The organism is Streptomyces sp. NPDC057963 (assembly GCF_042887155.1).
Taxonomy (GTDB): domain Bacteria; phylum Actinomycetota; class Actinomycetes; order Streptomycetales; family Streptomycetaceae; genus Streptomyces.
The window spans coordinates 545149-566466 of the sequence record NZ_JBHVPX010000003.1 but is presented as its reverse complement, the minus strand read 5'-3'; the positions used below and the strand labels follow the sequence as shown (position 1 = coordinate 566466).

Sequence of the window (21318 nt, the reverse complement as noted above, 5' to 3'; positions counted from 1 at the left end):
TACGAGCACGTACGAGCAAGGGGGAGAACGATGACCGACCGCACGGCACCCACCCGCACGGGCCGCCTGAAGGTGCCCGGGGCGACGCTGTACTACGAGGTGCGCGGCGAGGGGCCGTTGCTGCTGCTGATGCCCGGCGGGAGCGCCGACGCGGGGATCTACGACCGGATGGCGGCGCTGCTGGCCGACCGGTGGACCGTCGCCGCCTACGACCCGCGCGGGTACTCGCGCAGTGTCCTCGACGGCGGGACCGGCGACCAGCGGGTGGAGGTGCAGAGCGAGGACGCGTACCGGCTCATCGAACTGCTGGCGCCGGACGGCGCGCCCGCGGCCGTCCTCGGTTCCAGTTCGAGCGCCGTCGTCGCCCTGGATCTGCTCACCCGCCATCCGGAGCGGCTGCACCGGGTGGTCGCGCACGAGCCGCCGCTGGTGGAACTGCTGCCCGATCCGGCGCAGGGGCGCAAGCTCTTCGCAGCCGTACGCGAGTCGTTCCGCGGCGGCGGGGTGGAGGCGGCGCTGGCCACCATGACCGAGGGGCTCATGGGGCCCGAAGCGGATCGTCCGGCCGGGGGAGCCCCGCGCGCGGCGGCGGCCGGACCGTCTCCGCGGGAGGCGGAGGCGTTCCGGCGGATGCGGGTCAACCTGCCGGTCTTCCTGGAGCATGTGCTGTGCCCCTTCACCAATTACGCACCGGATCTGGAGGCCCTCGGGCGCGGTGCGCAGAAGCTGGTCGTCGGAGTCGGGCAGGACTCCCGCACGCTGCTCACGGCGATTCCGGGAGTCCGGTTGGCGGACAGGACCGGTGCCGGGCTCGTGGAGTTCCCCGGTGGGCACACCGGTTCCACCGAGGATCCTGACGCGTTCGCCGCACGGCTGCGGGAGGCGCTGCTCGACTGAACGGGCAGGAGGCCGGCGCGGTCACCGGCGCAGGCCGGCCGTGACGGACGGGCTGTCTCTGCTCTCTTGTCAGCGGCCTTTGCCTGCCCATAAGTTGGGCGCTTGCGACATGTCCTACAGCCTGTGGGGGAGCCAAGTCATGGCCGCGAACGGACGGCACCGCAGATATCAGCCCAGTCGGCTCAACCGCGCCTCGCTCACGGTCACCGCCGGAGGCGCGGGCATCGCGCTCCCCCTCATCGCGGCGGCGTCGGCCGGCGCCGCGTCGGCCGATGTCTGGGAGAAGGTCGCCGCCTGCGAGTCCACCGGCAACTGGCACATCAACAATGGCAACGGCTACTTCGGCGGCCTGCAGTTCACCCGGTCGACCTGGGCGGCGTACGGCGGCACGGTCTACGCCCCGCGCGCCGATCTGGCCACCAGGGACGAGCAGATCGCCGTTGCGGAGAAGGTCCTCGAAGGACAGGGGCCCGGTGCCTGGCCGGGCTGCTCGACACGGGCGGGGCTGACGAGTGGTGGGGACGCCCACGACGTCAGCACCCAGTCGGAGCACACCAGCCAGGTGAAGGCGCCCGGGAAGGCCGCCGCCGGGAAGCCCAGGGCGAAGCGGACGTCCACGCCCGCCACGCCGACCACCGTGCCCGGCAAGCGCGAGGCGTACGTCGTGGCCCGTGGTGACTCGCTCTCCGCGATCGCGCAGAGCAAGCAGGTGCGGGGCGGCTGGCAGCATCTGTACGCGGCGAACCGCAAGGTCGTGGGAGACGACCCGGATCTCATCTTTCCCGGACAGCGGCTGAGCCTCGACGCGGCTCAGGCGGCGCGGACGGGTTCCGGCGCGGGCCCGGCCGAGGCAGCGAAGCCGAAATCGCAGCCGAAATCAGAGGCGAAAGCAGAGCCGAAAGCGGAGGCGAAAGCGGCGACCGCACCGCTACGGAAGGACGCGCCGCAGCGCCGGGCGGCCGAGCCGAAGCAGCAGCAGGCCGCGTCGCAGCGCCAGGCCGTGAACCCCCACCACCAGACCGCGAAGCCGAAGCCGCACCCGAAGAAGACCGAGAGCCGCAAGCCGGAGCGGGTGGAGAAGCACGCCGGTCTCGTCGCGCCGGTGGCGGCCGGTACAGGCACCCCGTACCACCAGTCCGGGTCCTGGGCCAGCGGCTACCACACGGGTGTCGACTTCCCCGTCCCGACGGGCACTTCGGTGAAGGCGGTCGGTTCCGGCACGGTCGTCTCGGCCGGCTGGGGCGGGGCGTACGGGTACCAGATCGTCATCCGGCACAGCGACGGCAAGTACAGCCAGTACGCGCATCTGTCCGCGCTCCATGTGCGCGAGGGCCGACAGGTCTCGGCGGGCCAGCGGATCGGCCGCTCGGGCTCCACCGGGAACGTCACCGGTCCGCATCTGCACTTCGAGATCCGTACCGGCCCCGGCTACGGCTCGGACGTCGACCCGCTGGCCTACCTCAGGGCGGGTGGCGTCAGCGTCTGAACGGCTGGTCCGGCGTCGTCAGCGGCCGCGGCCGACGCGCCGCCCCGCCGTGCGGCGCGGGTGTACGACGACCCGCCGGGCCCGAACTCCGCCTGCCCGAGCCGGCACTCCAGCGGCTTCAGCAGAGGCAGCAGTGGAGCCCCCGGGAAGACCCCCGCGTCGGCTCCGACGACCGCAGCGGGCGCGGCGGGCGCAGAGGCCGCGGGCGCCGGCGGGGCGGGCATCGACACGGCGGGTTCGGGAAGAGCGCCACCCGGCCGTGCCGGCTGGGGTAGGTCGAACGCAGGTTCGGAAATTCCCTCGGTGCCGGACACCCCGTCCAGGCCCTCGCCGTCCGTCCCGTCCCCCGGAACGACCGCGTGCCCGCTCCCCGCGCGCTGCCCGGCGCGGTGTTCCGCACCCAGCCGTTCCGTCGTCAGCAGGATCAGCCCGCCCGCGGCGACCACTGCGCACGCCAGCGCGAGCACGGCGCCCGACGTACCGTGCCGGAAGCTCTCATCGAACATGGTGATGCCGACGGCCGCGGCCACCACCGGGTTCACCACGGTCACCGTGGCCAGCGGCGCGGTCAGCCCGGCACCCCGGTACGCGACCTGGGACAGCAGCAGCCCGGCCGCCGCGAAAGCGGCGATCGCCGGCAGCGCCCGCAGGCCGGCCCCCGCCGCACCCGACGCCCACTGCATCGCCGCCGTCTTCGTGAACACCGAGGCGATACCGAAAGCCACCCCCGCCGCCCCGGCCAGGACCACGCTCCGCACCACCGGCCGGTGTACACCCCGGGAGATCAGGAAGAGCACCGCGACCCCGCCGAGCGTCACACCGGCCAGCACCAGCTGGTCCGGGCCGCTCAGCGCCCGTGAGTCGCCGCCCCCGGTGAGCGCCAGCAGGCCCGCCAGACCGACGCTCGCCATCATCGCGCCACGCCACGCGGTGGCCCCCGCCCGGCGGCTTACGAAGAGCGCCGCCATCGGCAGGGCGAAGACGATGGTCAGCGCACCGAGCGGCTGGACGAGACTGAGCGGGCCGTAGGCCAGCGCCACGACATGCAGCACCGCGCCCAGCCCGTTCAGCGCCACGGCACCCCACCAGACTCGGTTGCGCAAGGGGGCGAGCGAGCGGCCGTCTCCAGCCGCGGCCACGCGCTCCTGGACGATCGCCCCAGCCCCATAGGCGACCGCGGAGACCAGCGACAGAAGCACGGACAGCGCAAGGGAACTCATGTACACCACCATGTCCCTTTCGGGCGGCCGCGTCGTCGTCCTTGGGGTGGCCATCTCCCGTACTGCCTTGGTAGTACGGCAACGGTCAGGGTGTCCTCCTATCGACGGTAGTCCTCCTGCCGGAGGACTGCGGAGCGATCACTCCGAGGGGGTACGGTGAACGCCGGGTCGGGGCCCGCGGCACTCCGGACGGCCGCGAGCCACCGGTGGCGGCCCCGGAGCCGGGAAGGAGCAGCGCGATGGAGGAGCCCGCAGCGGCCTCGGTGGGCGGGTTCTTCGCACTGCGCACCACCGCGCCGCCCGAGGGGGCGCACCGCCCGCTGGCCCTGGTGTACGCGGGGGAGACCGCACCGCTCACGGCCCGGATCGACATGGTCGCCGCCCGGCTCCGTGCCCCCGAGCGCAGAGTCGCCGCCTCCGTCGCGCATCTGGGGCTGGCCGCCCGTCTCTGGTCGACCGCGCTCGGCCCGGCGGCACTGACCGGCCGGTTCCCCGCTCTCCCGCCCGATGCCCTGCACTGGGACCCGAGGCGCAGCAGCCCGGACGACCTGTGGCTGAGCGCCTCCGAAACGCTGCCCGCCACCGCGGGACGGATCCGGGAGGTCGTCCAGTTCGGCCACCTCGTGCCCCTCGCCGAGGCGATCCACCGGGACGGCCCCCTGTCGGACCGGCTGCTGTGGGGCAACGCCGGGTCGGCGCTGGCAGGAGCCCTGCGCGAACTGGTCGCCTGGGCGCGGAGCAACCGCCGCCCCGACGTGTCCGGACGGGCTCGCGCACTGGCCGCCGAACTGTTCGACCACCCCGACCTCCGGAACACCGGCGCCCCGCACGACCCGGCGTTCCGCCGCCGCAGCTGCTGCCTGTACTACCGCTGCCCGGCCGGCGGCCTGTGCGGTGACTGCGTCTTCGACCGCGCACCGGGCCCTTCCGCGGGCCGTCGGCCGTCGTGAGTCCAGGGCTGCTCCGAGCCGTCGCCGCGGTCGGCCCGGACGAGCGTTCCACCCGGCCCCGCCCGCGCCGGGCCGACCGTGGTCGTGGGGCGGGCGGCGTCCCGCCCGCCCCACAGCTCAGCTGCTCAGCTCGAACTCGGCCCGGATGCGCTTGCCCACCGGCACGCGCTCGGCGGTCAGCCGGTCGCACAGCGCCACGACGATCTCCATGCCGTGGCCGCCGGGGCGCGTCGGGTCGGGCGAGTAGAACAGCGGCAGGGCCGTGCTGCTGTCGTAGACCGTGACGCTGACACGTTCCGCGGTGCCCTCCAGCTCCAGCAGATACGGGCCCTGGCTGTAGCGGTCCGCATTGGTGACCAGTTCGCTCACGGCCAGCATCAGATCGCCGCGGGTGTGCTCGCCGAGCACGGCGAGCCACTCGACGGCCAGCCGGACCAGGAAGCGGTCGGCCAGGGCCCGGGCGCGCGCGATGCAGCCGGGTTCGCCGTCGAACACCTCGGCGCTGTGCAGAACCTCCGTGGGCCGGTCGGCCGGTCGCGAGGTGACCTGTTCGTTCATGTGCTCCAGCCAGGGCGACGCAGGGGTGTTCGATGACAACTTCTCGACGTTCGCCTACCCGCGACGAACGGTCCCACTCCGGGGAGAACCCGGCAGATCTCAGCCATGAACGGGACTCCCGGCTGCGGGGTCCGCGGCGAGCTGTCGCGCCTCGGTGCGGGCGGGTGCGGTGGGGGAGACCGGCAGCGTGAAGCGGATGCAGGTGCCCTCGGCGGTCTCCGGATCCAGCCAGATGCCGCCCCCGTGCAGCTCCACGATCTTCCGGCAGAGAGCCAGACCGATGCCCGTGCCCTCGTACTCGTCCCTGCCGTGCAGGCGCTGGAAGATGACGAACACCTTCTGCGAGAACTCCGGCGCGATACCGATGCCGTTGTCCGCCACCCGGAAGTGCCAGTCGTCGCCCTCCCGGACGCAGCCGACCGTGATCCGGCACGGCACGTCGGGGCGGCGGAACTTCAGCGCGTTGCCGATCAGGTTCTGCCAGACCATGGAGAGCGCCGTCGGGTCCCCGTTCAGCGCGGGCAGCGGACCCTCCCGCACGACCGTGGCACCGGACTCCTCGACGACCAGCGCGAGATTGGCCAGCGCCCGGTCGAGAGAGCGGTCGAGATCGACCTGCTTCCACCGGTCGTGCACCCGTCCCATGCGGGAGAGGGTGAGCAGATCGTCGATCAGCACCTGCATCCGCCCGGCGCCGTCGACCGCGTGGTCGATGTACTGCCGCGCCCGGTCGTCGAGCTGCGCGCCGTACCGCTTCTCCAGAAGACCGCAGAACGAGGCGACCTTGCGCAGCGGCTCCTGCAGATCGTGCGAGGCGACGTAGGCGAACTGCTCCAGTTCGGCATTGGACCGGCGCAGCTCCTGCGCCTGTTCCGCCAGCAGTACCTCCCGGTCCCGGGACTCGGCGAGCTCCTCGACGATGCGGCGGCGCATGTCCTCCACAGCCGTCGCCACCGCCCGCACATCGGACGGCCCGTCGACCGCGATCCGGTTGCCGAACGCCCCCGAGCTGACCGTCTCCGAGGCGGCGGTCAGCCGGCCGAGCGGCCGGCCCACCATCCGGTGCAGCAGCAGACTCAGCGAGCCGACCGCGAGCAGAAAGCCCACGACCAGAGAGATGAGCATCCTGTCGCGCGTGGCACGGGCGCTACCCAGATCGGCGCGGGCCCGGTCGCGCGCCACGTCGAGGTGCGCCTGCTGCGCCGTGTACAGCCGCCGCAGGGTGTCGAATTCGTTCTTGCTCCGCCGGATCGGGGCGGAGGACTCGGACGCCGGACCGTCCCGGCGGACCGCGGCGACCAGCGGCTCGGCATGCCGGCTGCGCCACTCCCGGGCGGCCGCGGCGATCCGGTCGAGATCGCGGGCGAAGGGCTGCTCGTCCCCGACGAGCGCACGCACCCTGGCCATCCGCAGCTGCTCGTCCCGCATCCCCGCCTCGTAGGGCCGAAGGAAGACCGAGTCACCGGTGAGCGCGAATCCGCGGACCCCGGTCTCCTGGTCCAGCAGTGCGTTCTGCAACTGGAAGGACGAGGAGCGGGCGGGCTGGATGCGGTCCACCAACTCGGTGGTGCGGTCGGACATCCGGGACAGGACCAGACCGCCGACGGTCAGGCCCGCGCAGACGACCAGCACGAACACGGCGAGAATCAGGTGGACCCAGTTCTGCACCGACAGCCGCGAGGCCAGGCCGCGCCGGGGCCCCGGCGGCGTGTCCCCGCCGCTCATCGCGGCGTCCCCCGTCCCCAGCCCAGATGGAGCACGGCCACGTCGTCGGCGAGACCGCCGTACGGGGACGCGGCCTCCGCGGCCTCGTCCACCAGGGTGTCCACGAAGGGGCGGGCGGCCAGCGCCCCGTGGCTGCGGGCCATGGCGAGCAGCCCGTCCTCGCCCAACCGGGAGCCCGGCCCCGTACGCCCTTCGAAGAGGCCGTCCGTGAAGAGGACGAGCCGGCCGTCCCCAGGCAGGGACAGTTCCGAGACGCTCCACCGTCCCGCCCCCGGCAGCAGCCCCAGGGCCATTCCCGGCTCGGGCTCGACCCAGCTCACCCGGGCACCGCTGCGCAGCAGCAGCCCGGGGTGACCGGCCCGCACCACCTGCACCCGGCGCCGGTCCGGTGCGAAGGCCAGCGAGGTGACGGTCGCGAAGACATGCGGGTCGGAGCGTTCGGCGACCAGGATCTCCTCCAGCAGCCGGACCTGTTCGAGCAGGTCGGTGGCGCACAGCACCGCCGTGCGCCAGGCCACCCGCAGGCAGACCCCCAGGGCCGCCTCCGCGGCCCCGTGCCCCGACACATCGCCGATCACCGCGTGCACCGTGCCGTCCGAGGTCTGCACCACGTCGTAGAAGTCACCGCTGAGCAGGGCGTGCGCCCGGCCCGGCGCGTACCGTGCCACCGCTTCGAAGGAATCGTCGTGCAGCAGGGGCACGGGCAGCAGCCCGCGTTCGAGGCGGGCGTTCTCCTGCGCCATCAGCCGGTTGGCGCGCAGTGCCGCGGCGGCCCGCTCGACCTGTTTGCGCTGGAGGGCGTAACGGACCGAGCGGCCCAGCGCCTCCGGATCGAGCCGGCCCTTGACGAGGTAGTCCTGGGCGCCGGTCGCCACGGCCGACAGGCCCGTATCGGCCTCGGCCCTGCCGGTCAGCACCACAATGGCCGCGTCGGGTGCCGACTCGACGATCTGGGTCACCGCGTCCAGGCCGTGGACGTCGGGCAGGTGCAGATCGAGCAGTACGCAGCACGGGGTCCGGCAGCCGGCCAGGAACCGGCGTGCCTCCGCGAGGGTCCTGCACCAGGTCAGTGCCGAGTCCAGCTCGCCGTCCGCGAGCATCTCCTCGACGAGGAGGGCGTCGCCGGCGTCGTCCTCGACCAGCAGGACCACGGCGTCGACCTTCCACACCGAACCGTCGCCGGAGCCGGCCGGGAGAAGCCCGTTCTGCACGGGGACGGCGGCCGGGCGCACGGATGGTCCGGAGGGAGAGCCGCCCGCCGGGAGTTCGGCCACTCTCCACCCCCTCGTACGGACGGTACGGCTCAGCCCCGGCCGTATCGCAGGGAAGCAGAAGCATATGTGACCGGCCGGTGGCGGGGCCGCCGGGGCGGAGCGGCCCCGCTCCCCGCGAGGTCTCCCGTGCTGTCCCGCGCGCGGCGAACGGCTTCGTTCCGCGCCCGTCCGGCGAGCGGCGTCACACGAACGGAGCAGCATCCCGTGCATGGCAGACTTGACCGGGGCGTTCGGCCCGGCAGGAGCAGGTACGGCGGTCGGCGCCACGAGGGACAAGCGACAGAGGAACGGCAATGACGGTGACAGAGGACAGCCCGGAGTTCGCTTCCGGTACTGAGGAGTTCGGTCCCGGTATCGACCCGGAGCGGCTGGCCGTCTGCCTGGGCGTGCTCGACGAACTCGACACCATCGAGATCGACCACCCCGACGCCATTGCCGTGCGCCGCGCCACGGCCGGGATCTACCGGACCGTGAAGCAGCGCCGCCGTCAGGAGCGCCGCGCCGCCAAGACCGCGCACGACAAGGCCGTCACCGAGGCCACCGCGACCGGTTCGGCCGACCGCATCGACGACGAGACCCAGGGGGTCCTGCCGTCGTCCTCGGCGCGTGCCGAGATCGCCGGGGTCCTCCAGCGCCCCCGGTCCTGCTACATCTGCAAGACCCGGTACATCGAGGTGGACGCGTTCTACCACCAGCTCTGCCAGCAGTGCGCGAAGGAGAACCGCTCGCGCCGCGACGCGCGGACCGACCTCACCGGCCGGCGCGCGCTCCTCACCGGCGGCCGCGCGAAGATCGGCATGTACATCGCGCTGCGGCTGCTGCGCGACGGTGCGCACACCACCATCACCACCCGTTTTCCCAACGACGCCATCCGCCGCTTCAAGGCGATGCCGGACAGCGACGAGTGGATCCACCGGCTGAAGATCGTCGGCATCGATCTGCGTGATCCCGCGCAGGTCGTCGCGCTCGCCGACTCGGTCGCGGCCGAGGGTCCGCTGGACATCCTGATCAACAACGCGGCGCAGACGGTGCGGCGTTCCGCGAACGCGTACAGCGAACTGGTCAACGCCGAGTCGGCTCCACTTCCGGCGGGGGAGCTGCCCGCCGCCGAGGTCATCGGCACCTTCGGCAGTGGCACCGTCGAGCGCGTCGCGGCTCTCCCGGCCGCCCGGAAGGAAGGCTTGACCGCGCAGGACGTCACCGAGCTCGCCCTGGTCACCGGGTCGGCCTCGCTGGAGCGGATCGCCGCCGGAACGGCGATCGACGCGGGCGGCCTCGTGCCCGACCTGCACGACACCAACAGCTGGATCCAGACGGTCGAGGAGGTCGAGCCGATCGAGCTGCTGGAAGTCCAGCTCTGCAACTCCACCGCGCCGTTCATCCTGATCAGCCGGCTCCGCCCGGCGATGGCGGCAACCGCCGCCGAGCGCTCCTACGTGGTCAACGTGTCCGCGATGGAAGGGGTGTTCAGCCGCGGCTACAAGGGCGCGGGCCACCCGCACACCAACATGGCCAAGGCCGCGCTGAACATGCTCACCCGCACCAGCGCACAGGAGATGTTCGAGAAGGACGGCATCCTGATGACGGCCGTGGACACCGGCTGGATCACCGACGAGCGCCCGCACCCCGACAAGATCCGTCTCGCGGAGGAGGGCTTCCACGCCCCGCTCGACCTGGTCGATGGCGCCGCGCGCGTCTACGACCCGATCGTGCGCGGCGAGGAGGGCGAGGACCTGTACGGCTGCTTCCTCAAGGACTACGCGCCCGCGAACTGGTAGTCGACCGGTCGAACCGTGCGTGCGGCGCCGTGGACCTGGCCGGAGCATCGCTCCTGGCCAGGTCTTTTCCGTATGAGATGGCTGAAAGTGACCTACGGCATACGTTCCATCGAGCAGGAACGCGCTCATTTGGTTACTCTGATGCGAACGGACGTCACCGGGGAGTCCACAAACCCTCCTCGGCCGTCCTGGGACAGGCTTGTCAACCGAGTCGCCGTCCCGCCCCGTATCCGGCGCCACCGCGACCGAACTGATCTTGCCCTTGCCCTCGCGGGTGGTCGACCCCCGGTTGTGAGGCCGGGCGTCGGTGACGCCCGGGGTTACGCGACACAAAGGAGTGCGCGGTGACGACACCAGAACTGACGAAGCAAGAGAAACGACCGGCCGAACGCCACGGAGAGCGGGCCCGCGGTCCCGAGAAGCTCCGGAACATCGAAGTCTGGGCCAGGTCCGCACCGATCCGGCTGGCCGGCTACGAGGACGACCTCGCAGAGCCGCACATCCTGCCCGGCATCGACTGAGCGCTTCACCCACGGACTCCGGCCCGCCTCCCGCAAGGGGCGGGCCGGAGTCCGGCCGTTCCGGGGCATCCGCCGCTCAGAGCACCGCCTTCGCCACCGCGGCCCCGGCGAACGAGAGCCCGACCCCCGCGCCGACGCCGAGCTGCAGAAGACCGCGGAGCGTCTCGGTGCCCTGGTTCCCGGCAAGGCCGTGACCAGCGACGACGAGCTCGTCAGACAGGTCACCAGACTGCTGCGGGCCCGCGAGGAATCCAAGTGAGGCCCCGGTCCGGGGCTTTGGGCCGATTGGTCGTTCCCTACAGCAACTCCGCCCAGTCATCGGATGGTTGAGGGAAAAGAGTTTCGTTCCGTCTGGAAGATTCCATTGACAGGTTCGTGACGCGATCCAATCATCGGATGTCATGACCGAACTTCCCAGACGCCATGTACTCGGAATGACGGCAGGGGCGGCAGTCGGCGCCGCCCTGCTCACCCCCGCCACCGCCGATGCGGCTCCGCGAACCGGAGCCGTACAAGCGCACACGGAGACCGGTGCTCCCGACGGCGACTGGGGCACCGTCCCCGCGGCCGTCCCCGTGCCCCTCGACGAGTGGTTCGACAACGACGGCATCGACACCGCCGACGCCCGCGGCGGCGACTTCGACGGCTCCGGCTACACCTTTCCCGGTGAGGAACTCCCGGCCGGCGAACGGGAGATCAACGGCACCGCGTTCCTCTTCCCCGCCTCGGGAGCAGGTGCCAAGAACAACATCGTCGCCCTCGGCCAGCGCATCGGCCTTCCGCCGGGCCGGTATCTCTCCGGACTCTTCCTCACCGCGTGCAGCTACGGGGAAGCGTCCGGCAGGGCCACGGTCCACTACGCCGACGGCACCACCTCGACCCCGGTCCTCGGCGGCCCGGACTGGTACGCCGGAAGCGGCGCCGTCACCGCCGCGTACCGCTACACGGCCGACGGCGGCAAGGACCAGCACCAGGTCTCCATCGCCGTCAGCGAGATCGCGCTCGACCCGTCCAGGGAAGCCGTCGCGCTCACCCTTCCCGCCACCCAGCCCGCCGAGGCCGGCAAGCCGTCCCTGCACGTCTTCGCGCTCTCCCTCCAACCGGCTGCCCAGGGACGGGCCTTGGCGCTGCGCGACGCCCACTCCACCACGTCGCTGCTGGACTCCGGAGCCCAGAGCGTCGAGGCCACCGTCGTCAACGCGGGCACGGTCGGCATCCTCGCCGCCGACGGCCTCACCCTCGCCGTGGACGTGCCCGGGGCGCGGACCGTCGCCCCCGCCCGTATCACCCGGCTCGCCCCCGGCGACGAGGCCCGCGTCCGCATCGGCATCCGCAACAGGCCCGGCACCGCACCCGGCACCGCCCGGGACGGCAACGTTGTCGCACACGGGCGCGGGCAGCGGGCCGCCGCCGTCCGGCGCTCGCTCACCCTCGGCGTCCCCGACTACGCACCGACGGACGGCTCCCTCTCCACCCACCAGGCGCCGTACTGGTTCCAGGACGCGAAGTTCGGGATCTTCATCCACTGGGGGGTCTACTCCGTACCCGCCTGGGCACCCGTCGGCACGCAGTACGCCGAGTGGTACTGGAACCAGATGCAGGATCCCAACAACCCCACGTACACCCATCACCGCGACACCTACGGCGAGTCCTTCGCCTACGACGACTTCATTCCGCGGTTCCGCGCCGAGCGCTTCGACCCGCGCTCCTGGGTGGAGCTGTTCCGGGAGGCCGGCGCCCAGTACCACGTCCTCACCTCGAAGCACCACGAGGGCTTCGCGCTCTGGGACACCAAGCTCTCCGACCGCAACGCGGTGAAGATGGGACCGAAGCGAGACCTCGTCAAGGAACTGTTCGACGCCTCGCGCCGCTACACCCCCGAACTCCACCGGGGGCTGTACTTCTCGATGCCCGAGTGGTTCAACCCCGACCACCCGTGGATGGGCCACGCGCCGCGCAACCCGTACACCCTGGAGCCGGTCCCGTACACCGGGCACACCGCGGGCAAGGACTACGTCACCGAGTTCCAGGGCCCGCAGATGCTGGAGCTGGTCCACGGCTACGACCCCGAGATCCTCTGGTGCGACATCGGCGGCGACAACGACAGCCACCGGGTACTGGCCGAGTACTTCAACCACGCCAAGAACCGGGCCCGCCCGATCGACGTCACCGTCAACAACCGTTCCGGGATCGGACCGCACGACTTCACCACGCCCGAGTACACGACGTACGACCGGATCGTCACCGCGAAGTGGGAGTCCAGCCGCGGCCTCGACCCGTTCAGCTACGGCTACAACGCCCAGACGCCGGACGAGAAGTACATGACGGCCGAGGAGATCGTGCACTCGCTCGTCGACATCGTCTCCAAGAACGGCAATCTCCTGCTCGACATCGGCCCGAAGGCCGACGGTACGATCCCCGCCCTCATGCAGCGCAGGTTGCGCGAGACGGGGGAGTGGCTGAGGACCAACGGGGAGGCCGTCTACGACACCACCTACTGGGCGCGGATGCCGCAGCTGGGCGAGGATCTCCGGTTCACCGTACGGCCCGGCAAGGCGTTCTACATCCACTCGCTGGCGCGACCGGGCGCGACCCTCACCGTCGAGGCCCCCGTGCCGATCCGCAGCGGTGACCGGGTCACCCTGCTTGGTCACGACCGGCCGCTCAGCTGGCGCACCACGGGCGGCTCGCTGGTGATCGACGTACCGGCGGCGGCCCGCAGGACCGGACAGCACGCCTGGGTGTTCAAGGTCGCCCGGTCGGGCTGAGCCAGGACGGGCCGAGCGAGACGGGGGGCATGAAGTCCCGCACACGGGTGCGGTGCCACCAGCATCCGGTGGCCCGCAGTTCGCGCCAGGTCGTGTACCGGTAGCGGTACACCCTGGCGCGGACATGCGCGGGCGGGGTGCCGGGGAACGGGTTGTGCCGCAGCAGCCGCAGGGTGTCCCGGTCGTTCTCCAGCAGCCGTTCCACGAACTGGCCGAACCAGGGGGCCGCGTACGCGGGGGAGAGCGCCGCGAACCACATCAGCCAGTCGAGCCGCAGATGGTACGGGGCGAACTGACGGGGCAGCCGGCGCGGATCGCCCGGCTTGCCGCGGAAGCCGTACTCCTGCCACACCGTGCCGTCGTGGAGCACCCGCTCGTCCGTGCCCTCGACCACGACCTCCAGCCGGACCCGGCTGATGCTGCCGAACGCGCCGTAGGTGTTGACCAGATGCAGCGGGTCGAACGAGCGGTTCATCACCTGGTGCCGGGAGACCAGGTTGCGTGCCGGGCGGTAGCTGAGGAACACCACCAGCGCCGTGACCGCGAGGACGACGATCTCGTACCAGAGGGGCGGTGCGGACTGCGCCGGCGGCCGGGTGAACAGGGACCAGTCGACGGCGGACAGCGCGAGGGTGATCGTCACCCAGTTCAGCCAGGCGAAGTTCCCCGAGAGGACCAGCCACAGCTGGGTGGCGATCATCAGCCCCGCGGCCGCGCTCGCCACCGGCTGCGGAGTGAAGAGGAGCACCGGCACCAGGAGTTGGGTGACGTGGTTCGCCGCCACCTCGACCCGGTGGACGGGCCCCGGCAGCCGGTGGAAGAACCAGCTCAGCGGTCCCGGCATCGGCTGGGTCTCGTGGTGGTAGTAAAGGCACGTCAGCCTGCGCCAGCACTCGTCGCCGCGGATCTTGATCATCCCGGCGCCGAACTCCACCCGGAACAGCACCCAGCGCAGCAGCCAGAGCACCAGGACGGGCGGGGCCGTGTGCGCGTTGCCGAGGAACACGGCGAGGAAGCCGGTCTCCAGCAGCAACGACTCCCAGCCGAAGCTGTACCACGTCTGGCCGACCTGGACGATCGAGAGGTAGAGCGCCCAGGGCAGCGCCCAGAGCAGCATCGCGGCCCAGAGCGGAACGTACGAGTCCAACCCCGCGAGCAGGGCGACGGCGAGCGCGCAGCCGGTCCAGCAGACGAGCGCGAAGAAGCGGTCGGAGTAGTGGAGCCGGAAGAGGCCGGGCGCACTGCGCCAGTCGGTGCGCCGCAGGAAGTCGGGTACGGGCAGCATGCCGCGGTCACCGATCAGCGCCCGGAACTGGAGCACGGCGGTGAGGAAGGCGAACAGATAGACACCGGCGAGAGCCCGTTGGAAGATCAGCCGGCTGAGCCAGTACCCGTCTGCGGTGAACCACTCCATCGCTTCCAGTATCGGCCCGGTGGCCCGGCCCGGCCCTTCAGACGCGCTCGGTGCGGCCCTCGCCGACGATGCGGCGCAGTGTGGTGCCGAGCCGCCGGGCGTACCACCGCTGAGCCACCGGTACGAGGGGGCCCGCAAGCCGGGTGTACCACGCGGCCGGGCGGCTGAACGCCATGACGGTGAACCACACCGTCCCGTCGTCCGCCAGCTCCACCACGAAGGACTCCTCGCCGCGTTCCGGGTGCCGGACCTCGGTCCCGTAGGCGAAACCGATGCGGTCCTGCTCGTACGCCGCCCAGACGACCCGGCAGGGCGCGGTGAACCGGATCGGGCCGACGCCCAGCGACACCCGGACGCGGACCCCGGCCTCGGCGCGCGCCGCCGACGCGCGGACGGCAGCCCCGCTGATCCGGTGCATGCGCCAGCCGGTGACCGCCGCGCCCGCCGCCTCGAAGTCGGCACGGCCGCGCCCGACCCGGGCCCGGTGGTGGAGGTGGTGGTATCCGTCGGGGAGCGGGCCGAGGCGGGTGGCTCCGACCTCGGGATAGGTGAGGGCGCTCATGCGGTCCTGCCTTCGTGATCGGTACGGTTCTGGAGCCGCTGCAGGGCGAGCACCGAGCAGAGTGCGAAGCCCAGGGCGTTGCCGAGGCCGTGGGTGGCGGCCATCCAGGTCAGTGTGGGGTGCGGGAGCCCGGTGGCCTCGCCGAGGGCCCAGCTCAGCGCGAGCGCCATCGTGGCCACGAGCACGGCGGACGAGGTGGCGAGCAGCAGCCGGGTGATCCGGTCCTGTCGTCCGCCGCGGATCGATCGCCAGGTGAGGAGGGCGACGGTCCACATTCCCGCGGTCAGGACGACCGCTCCGGCCAGTTCGGCCCAGTCCCCGACGAAGTAGCCGATCAGGACGGACAGGGTGCCCAGGGGCACGCTCAGCGCGGCGAATCTTCCCGCGGCGCTGTCGGCGACCCGGCAGACGAGTCCCGCGACCAGCGCGGCGGCGAACCCGGCGAAGTGGAAGTGCGGCACGGTCAGCGCGAGGATGCCGAGCCCGAAGCCGAAGAGTGTGTGCCCCGAGCGTTCCGCGACCAGTGCGGTGGCGGCGATCGAGGGGGCGACCAGGGCCGTGAGCAGGGCGATCTCGGCAGGTGCCGCGGCGCGGACCGCGGACGTCATGAGGTTGCGGAGCAGCCGGGGCGGAGCGTGCAGGGCGAGGAGCACGGCCCCGAGCGCGTAGCAGACCGCCAGGGCGGTGGCGGGCAGGCCGCGCGGCAGCCACAGGGCGACGGCGCCGGGCACGGCGAAGAGCGGCCACAGACGGCGCATCCGGTCCAGCTCGGAGGCCCCGACCAGCCGCAGCCCCGCGGGGATCACCACGAGCATGCCCAGCATCACGATGGCATTGACAAGGACCGACATCGGCATTCCCCCGACTTGAACGCGTTCAAGTGTGCTCGGCGATGACTCTACGGCCTCTCTTGAACGTGTTCAAGAGAGGCCGTGGGGCGGGGATGGAGGAACGTCGGTGACGGGATGCCGTGCCGGGGGGTCGTCGCCGGCCGCGGCGTCACTCGCAGCCGGCCTCCATCGAGTGGCCTCCGTCGAGCGGCATCCGCCTTTGGTCCAGACCCATTGACGAAAGGTCTGGACCAACCTACGTTGGGCGGATCGCGGCATGCGGACGTTCGCGGCCTCATGTTCGAAGAATTTGTCAGGATCATGACATTCACCGCTTCGTCCGGAAGGGAACGGACCATGATCGGTCGGACATCGCGCCTGCTGGGGCTCGGCCTCGCGGCGGCATGTGTCGTGCAGATGCTGGTCGGCGCGACATCGAGCGCCGCCCAGGAGGACACCTGCGCGGTCAAGTCGAAGCCCTCGGGAAAGGTGCTCCAGGGGTACTGGGAGAACTGGGACGGCGCGTCCAACGGCGTGCACCCGCCCCTCGGTTGGATCCCGGTCACCGACAGCCGCATCGCGGGCCACGGCTACAACGTGATCAACGCGGCCTTCCCCGTCATCCTCTCGGACGGCACCGTCCAGTGGGAGGACGGGATGGACTCGACGGTGAAGGTTCCGACCCCGGCCGAGATGTGCGCGGCGAAGGGTGCCGGACTCACCACCCTGATGTCCATCGGCGGCGCGACCGCCGGTATCGACCTCGGCTCCAGCGCCGTCGCCGACCGGTTCGTCGAGACGGTGGTCCCGATCCTGAAGAAGTACAACTTCGACGGCATCGACATCGACATCGAGACCGGGCTGACCGGCAGCGGCAACATCAACCAGTTGTCCACCGCACAGGCCAACCTCATCCGCATCATCGACGGTGTGCTCGCGCGGATGCCCTCGAACTTCGGTCTGACGATGGCGCCCGAGACGGCCTATGTCACCGGCGGGAGCATCACGTACGGCTCGATCTGGGGCGCCTACCTGCCGATCGTGAAGAAGTACGCGGACAACGGCCGCCTGTGGTGGCTGAACATGCAGTACTACAACGGCAGCATGTACGGGTGCGCGGGTGACTCGTACTCCGCCGGCACGGTCGAAGGGTTCACCGCGCAGACGGACTGCCTCAACAAGGGACTCGTCGTCCAGGGCACCACCATCAAGGTCCCCTACGACAAGCAGGTGCCGGGACTTCCGGCCCAACCGGGGGCCGGAGGAGGCTACCTGGCGCCGAGTCAGGTGTCGCAGGCGTGGAACCACTACAACGGCGGCCTCAAGGGCCTGATGACCTGGTCCCTCAACTGGGACGGGTCGAAGGGGTGGACGTTCGGGGACAACGTCAAGGCGTTGCAGGGCCGTTGAACGCATCGCGAGCCGGGCGGCTCCGCCGAGGCGGGCGGAGCCGCGCCTGCGGCCCGCCGCCGCGGCGGCGGGCCGGTCGGTCCGTCGGTCCGTCCCGTCAGGAGCGGGGCTCGGAAGCGTCCAGCATGGCGTTGCGCTCCACGACCTTGATCCGTTCGCGCCCCTGCTCCGCGCCCAGCGCCCGCTCGTGCGCGTCCAGGCGGTACCAGCCGTCGCGGGTGGTGTAGCGGACGCCGCGCTCCTCCAGGAAGGCGGTGACAGCCTCCGGCTCGGGTCGCTCCGGGGTGGGGAGCCGGTCCGCGGCGTGGTCCTCCAGAAGGCAGGCGACCGTCTCGTTGGCGTCGCCCTTGGTGTGGCCGATCAGGCCGATCGGGCCGCGCTTGATCCACCCCGTGACGTACACCGACGGCAGGTGCTCCGCGCCGTCGACGACCCGCCCCGCGGCGTGCGGGACGGTGCCGGAGGCCACGTCGAAGGGGAGCTTCGGGAGCTCCTGCGAGTAGTAGCCGACCGCGCGGTAGACGCTCTGGACGTCCCAGTCGGTGAAGCACCCGGTGCCCCTGACGTTCCCGGTGCCGTCCAGTTCGGTCCGCTCGGTGCGCAGACCGACGACCCGGCCGTCCTCGCCGAGGATCTCCGCCGGGGACTCGAAGAAGTGCAGGAACAGCTTGTGCGGCCGGTCGCCCACGTCGCGGATGGCCCAGTTCTCCAGCGTGGAGGCGACCATGTTGGCCTGCTTGTTGCCGCGCCGGGTCTGGATCGAACCCTCGTCGTACTCGATGTCCTCGGGGTTGACGATGACCTCGATGTTCGGCGAGTGGTCCAGCTCGCGCAGCTCCATCGGGCTGAACTTGGCCTGCGCGGGACCGCGGCGCCCGAAGACGTGCACCTCCAGGGCCTTGTTGGCCTTCAGGCCCTCGTAGACGTTCGCGGGTATCTCGGTCGGCAGCAGTTCGTCCGCCGTCTTGGCGAGTATGCGCGCCACGTCCAGGGCCACATTGCCCACTCCGAGCACGGCGACCTTCTCCGCCTCCAGGGGCCAGGTGCGTGCCACATCCGGGTGCCCGTCGTACCAGGAGACGAAGTCGGCCGCGCCGTGGGAGCCGTCCAGGCCGCTGCCGGGGATGTCGAGCGCGCGGTCCGCGTCGGCGCCGGTGGAGAAGATCACCGCGTCGTAGAAGGACCGCAGGTCGTCCAGGCCGATGTCGGCGGGGTAGTCGACGTTGCCGAACAGCCGGAGCTGCGGCTTGTCCAGCACCTGGTGCAGCGCCTGGACGATGCCCTTGATCCGGGGGTGGTCGGGGGCCACCCCGTAGCGGATCAGGCCGAAGGGGGCGGGCATCCGCTCGAACAGGTCGATCGAGACACCCGGGTCCTGTGCGGCCTCGGATTTCAGCAGCGCGTCCGCAGCGTAGATTCCGGCGGGGCCGGCTCCGACTATGGCGACGCGGACGGGGCGGGTCATGGAGTTGCAGGTCCTTAGAACGGGCTGACGCGGGCAGTGCGGCGCAGGGTAGAAGTAAGGATGGGCTTACCGTGCTCCACGAGACACGGTAACCGTTGCTGACCTGCGCCCTCCGGGCGGGCGCCCCTCCGGGCGCTCCCGAGCGGCGCCGCCCGGTGCCCGGCACGGGGCGTGGAGCGTCCCCGAACGCGTGGCGCCGGAATCTCCCGACGGCGCCGGGTTCGCTCGAAGAATCGGACAGATGATGGCAGAGTGACCCACATGGATGATCGGGTAGTGGGTGCCCTGTCACTCCCGGACGACTGGCCCGCCCACCCGGATCTCAGTCTCGCCCTGAACCGTATGGGCAGCTTCGACTGGGACCTCGACAGTGGCCTGATGCACATGGACCGTCCCGCGCTCGAGGTGTTCGACCTGCGGGCCGAGGAGTACGACGACCGGCCGGAGTCGATCGCGCCGCGGGTGCCGCCGGACGAGGGCGTCCGGCTCGATGCCATGGTCGCGCAGGCGCTCAAGAGCGGGCAGCGGAACTACGGCGCGTACTTCAGGATCCTGAGACGGGACGGCACGCTGCGCTGGACCCACACCCAGGGCTTCATCCGGCGCGACGGGACCGGCCGCCCCCATCGCATCATCGGGATCGTCCGCGACGCCACCCAGGAGCTGGCCGACTCGACGGCCCGCCGGGAACTGGACATGGAGCGGCAGCGCCGTACCAGCCTGGTGGAGGGCACCACGGCCGCACTCGCCCACGCCCGGACCGTCGGGGACGTCATCGAGGTGCTGAAGGACTCCCGGGGCCTGGCGCATCTCGGTGCGACCAGCCTGGTCGTGGGGCTGATCGAGGCCGGGCGCATCCACCTGGTCGCGGACGGGCCGGAGGGCTCGTTCGTCCCCGGCACCCGGTACACCCGGACGGACGAGCAGTACCCGATGAGCGAGGTGGTGCGCACGCTCGCGCCCCGCTTCATCGAGTCCGCCACGGATTTCGCCGCCTCGTACCCGATTCTCTGGCCGCACATCAGCCACCTCGGCATCACGTCCGCCGCGTATCTGCCGCTGATCGCCCAGGCCCGGCCCATAGGCGCGCTCGGGCTGCTCTACAGCGACAAGGACGGCTTCACCGGCGACGAACGCAATCTGCTCGTCGCGCTCGGCAGCTCCATCGCCCAGAGCCTGCAGCGGGCCATGCTGTACGAGCAGGAGCACGATCTCGCCGAGGGCCTCCAGCAGGCCATGCTGCCGCGCCGGATCCCCGAGGTGCCGGGGGCCCAGGTCGCCGTCCGGTACCGGTCGGCCCGGCTGGGCCGGGACATCGGGGGCGACTGGTACGACGTCATCCCGCTGCCCGGCGGCCGGGTCGGAGCCGTCATCGGGGATGTGCAGGGACACGACACACACGCGGCGGCCGTCATGGGACAGCTGCGCATCGTGCTGCGGGCGTACGCGGCCGAGGGGCACAGCCCCGCCACGGTGATGGCCCGTGCCTCCGTCTTCCTCCACGAGCTGGACACCGACCGCTTCGCCACCTGCACCTATGCCGAGGTGGACCTGACGACCGGAGTGGTGCAGCTGGTCCGGGCCGGTCATGTCGATCCGCTGATGCGCGAGGCGGACGGCGGCTGCCGCAGGCTGTTCGCGGAGGGCGGGCTGCCGCTGGGGCTCTCCGCCGAGTTCGGGCGGCTGGAGTACCCGGTCGGCACGATCGAGCTGGACCCCGGTCAGACGCTGGTGCTGTTCACCGACGGGCTGGTGGAGCTGCCCGGCGCGGATCTCGACGAGGGGATCCACCTGCTGACGTCCATGGTGCGCAACGGCCCGCGGGACCTCCAGAAGCTGGCCGACCGGCTCTGCGAAGAGGTCGACGGGCGCGGCGGCGAGGACGACGTGGCGGTCCTCCTGCTGGGCCGCAACGTCGCTCACGCACCCCAGCCGGGCGGCAGGCTCCAGCAGCACGTCGCCCAGGGGGATCCCGAGGCGCTGAGCGCCGCGCGGCACATGATCCGGGCGGCGGTACGGGCCTGGGGCGCCCGGACGAGGGCCGACGAGGTCGAGCTGGCCGCCGACGAGCTGATCACCAATGCGCTGATGCACACCGACGGCGGGGCGATCGTCACGATCCGGGCGCTCACCGGGCCCGAGCGGCGCCTGCGGGTCGACGTCGAGGACCGCTCCAGCGCGCTGCCCCGGCGCCGGGACGCGGGGAAGGCCGGGGTCTCCGGGCGGGGGCTGATGCTGGTCGACCGGCTGGCGGATCTCTGGGGTGTGGAGTCGCGGGGCGGCGGCAAGTGCGTGTGGTGCGAATTCGTCATTCCCGAACGCGAATGACGGATGCCGAACGCGAATGCCGTTGGATTCCGAGCGCGAATGACGGGACGGCGAGCTCGGATGGCGGGATGCCGAGCGCTGTCCGACGGGGGCTGAGCACTACTCGACAGTAACAGAACGTAACATGTCTGT

16 protein-coding genes are annotated in these 21318 nt (G+C 71.5%); 8 read left to right on the top strand and 8 right to left on the bottom strand.

Features of this window, described 5'->3' with window-relative positions; translation table 11 throughout:
- Positions 1–30: 30 nt before the first annotated feature.
- Both ACFVT1_RS09520 and ACFVT1_RS09515 read left to right on the top strand, forming a co-directional pair.
- On the top strand, positions 31–897 hold the full coding sequence (locus tag ACFVT1_RS09520) for an alpha/beta fold hydrolase (protein WP_389793802.1): 867 nt from the start codon (positions 31–33) through the stop codon (positions 895–897).
- A gap of 139 nt (positions 898–1036) precedes the next feature.
- Positions 1037–2383 (top strand): transglycosylase family protein, encoded by a 1347-nt coding sequence (locus ACFVT1_RS09515; protein WP_389793801.1) that lies wholly within the window; start codon positions 1037–1039, stop codon positions 2381–2383.
- Here the strand turns inward: ACFVT1_RS09515 and ACFVT1_RS09510 are convergent.
- Entirely contained in the window at positions 2353–3612 is a 1260-nt protein-coding gene (locus ACFVT1_RS09510; protein ID WP_389794077.1) for a DMT family transporter, read from the bottom strand. The two genes, ACFVT1_RS09515 and ACFVT1_RS09510, sit on opposite strands and share 31 nt — an antisense overlap.
- Before the next feature lie 230 nt (positions 3613–3842).
- Between ACFVT1_RS09510 and ACFVT1_RS09505 the strand changes: the two genes are divergently transcribed.
- Entirely contained in the window at positions 3843–4553 is a 711-nt protein-coding gene (locus ACFVT1_RS09505; protein ID WP_389793800.1) for a (2Fe-2S)-binding protein, read from the top strand.
- A 117-nt stretch (positions 4554–4670) separates the two neighbouring features.
- On the opposite strand, the gene ACFVT1_RS09500 is transcribed toward ACFVT1_RS09505, so the two are convergent.
- The 3 genes from ACFVT1_RS09500 to ACFVT1_RS09490 form a co-directional block, all read right to left on the bottom strand.
- Positions 4671–5111: an ATP-binding protein gene (locus tag ACFVT1_RS09500; RefSeq protein ID WP_389794076.1), complete on the bottom strand. Its 441-nt coding sequence runs from the start codon at positions 5109–5111 to the stop codon at positions 4671–4673.
- Positions 5112–5210: 99 nt separating this feature from the next.
- Positions 5211–6836, bottom strand: coding sequence for an ATP-binding protein (locus tag ACFVT1_RS09495; protein ID WP_389793798.1), 1626 nt, complete (start codon positions 6834–6836; stop codon positions 5211–5213).
- Positions 6833–8047, bottom strand: coding sequence for a PP2C family protein-serine/threonine phosphatase (locus ACFVT1_RS09490; RefSeq protein WP_389794075.1), 1215 nt, complete (start codon positions 8045–8047; stop codon positions 6833–6835). The genes ACFVT1_RS09495 and ACFVT1_RS09490 overlap by 4 nt, the downstream gene beginning before the upstream one ends.
- 356 nt (positions 8048–8403) lie before the next feature.
- Here ACFVT1_RS09490 and ACFVT1_RS09485 point away from each other — a divergent pair, with 356 nt between their 5' ends.
- The 3 genes from ACFVT1_RS09485 to ACFVT1_RS09475 all read left to right on the top strand — a co-directional run bounded on the left by ACFVT1_RS09485 (position 8404) and on the right by ACFVT1_RS09475 (position 13177).
- The gene (locus tag ACFVT1_RS09485) at positions 8404–9888 is read left to right on the top strand and encodes an SDR family NAD(P)-dependent oxidoreductase (RefSeq protein WP_389793797.1); all 1485 of its coding nucleotides are present in this window, start codon (positions 8404–8406) and stop codon (positions 9886–9888) included.
- A gap of 344 nt (positions 9889–10232) precedes the next feature.
- Complete coding sequence (locus ACFVT1_RS09480; RefSeq protein ID WP_389793796.1) at positions 10233–10409, top strand: hypothetical protein; 177 nt, start codon at positions 10233–10235, stop codon at positions 10407–10409.
- A gap of 401 nt (positions 10410–10810) precedes the next feature.
- Positions 10811–13177 carry an alpha-L-fucosidase gene (locus ACFVT1_RS09475; protein WP_389793794.1) on the top strand — a complete coding sequence of 789 codons (2367 nt, stop codon included), beginning with the start codon at positions 10811–10813 and terminating at the stop codon, positions 13175–13177.
- Here ACFVT1_RS09475 and ACFVT1_RS09470 read toward each other — a convergent pair.
- The 3 genes from ACFVT1_RS09470 to ACFVT1_RS09460 are packed head-to-tail and all read right to left on the bottom strand — an operon-like array spanning position 13155 to position 16004.
- Positions 13155–14591: a lipase maturation factor family protein gene (locus tag ACFVT1_RS09470; RefSeq protein WP_389793793.1), complete on the bottom strand. Its 1437-nt coding sequence runs from the start codon at positions 14589–14591 to the stop codon at positions 13155–13157. The two genes, ACFVT1_RS09475 and ACFVT1_RS09470, sit on opposite strands and share 23 nt — an antisense overlap.
- 37 nt (positions 14592–14628) lie before the next feature.
- Positions 14629–15153: a DUF1990 family protein gene (locus ACFVT1_RS09465; RefSeq protein ID WP_389793792.1), complete on the bottom strand. Its 525-nt coding sequence runs from the start codon at positions 15151–15153 to the stop codon at positions 14629–14631.
- Positions 15150–16004 (bottom strand): YndJ family protein, encoded by an 855-nt coding sequence (locus ACFVT1_RS09460; protein ID WP_389793791.1) that lies wholly within the window; start codon positions 16002–16004, stop codon positions 15150–15152. Before ACFVT1_RS09460 ends, ACFVT1_RS09465 begins: the two co-directional genes overlap by 4 nt.
- Before the next feature lie 336 nt (positions 16005–16340).
- Between ACFVT1_RS09460 and ACFVT1_RS09455 the strand changes: the two genes are divergently transcribed.
- Complete coding sequence (locus ACFVT1_RS09455; protein ID WP_389793790.1) at positions 16341–17393, top strand: chitinase; 1053 nt, start codon at positions 16341–16343, stop codon at positions 17391–17393.
- Between the two features lie 97 nt (positions 17394–17490).
- On the opposite strand, the gene ACFVT1_RS09450 is transcribed toward ACFVT1_RS09455, so the two are convergent.
- Positions 17491–18858 carry an FAD-dependent oxidoreductase gene (locus tag ACFVT1_RS09450; RefSeq protein WP_389793789.1) on the bottom strand — a complete coding sequence of 456 codons (1368 nt, stop codon included), beginning with the start codon at positions 18856–18858 and terminating at the stop codon, positions 17491–17493.
- A 261-nt stretch (positions 18859–19119) separates the two neighbouring features.
- On the opposite strand from ACFVT1_RS09450, the gene ACFVT1_RS09445 reads away from it, so the two are divergent.
- Positions 19120–21186 carry a SpoIIE family protein phosphatase gene (locus ACFVT1_RS09445; protein WP_389793788.1) on the top strand — a complete coding sequence of 689 codons (2067 nt, stop codon included), beginning with the start codon at positions 19120–19122 and terminating at the stop codon, positions 21184–21186.
- Positions 21187–21318 lie beyond the last annotated feature (132 nt).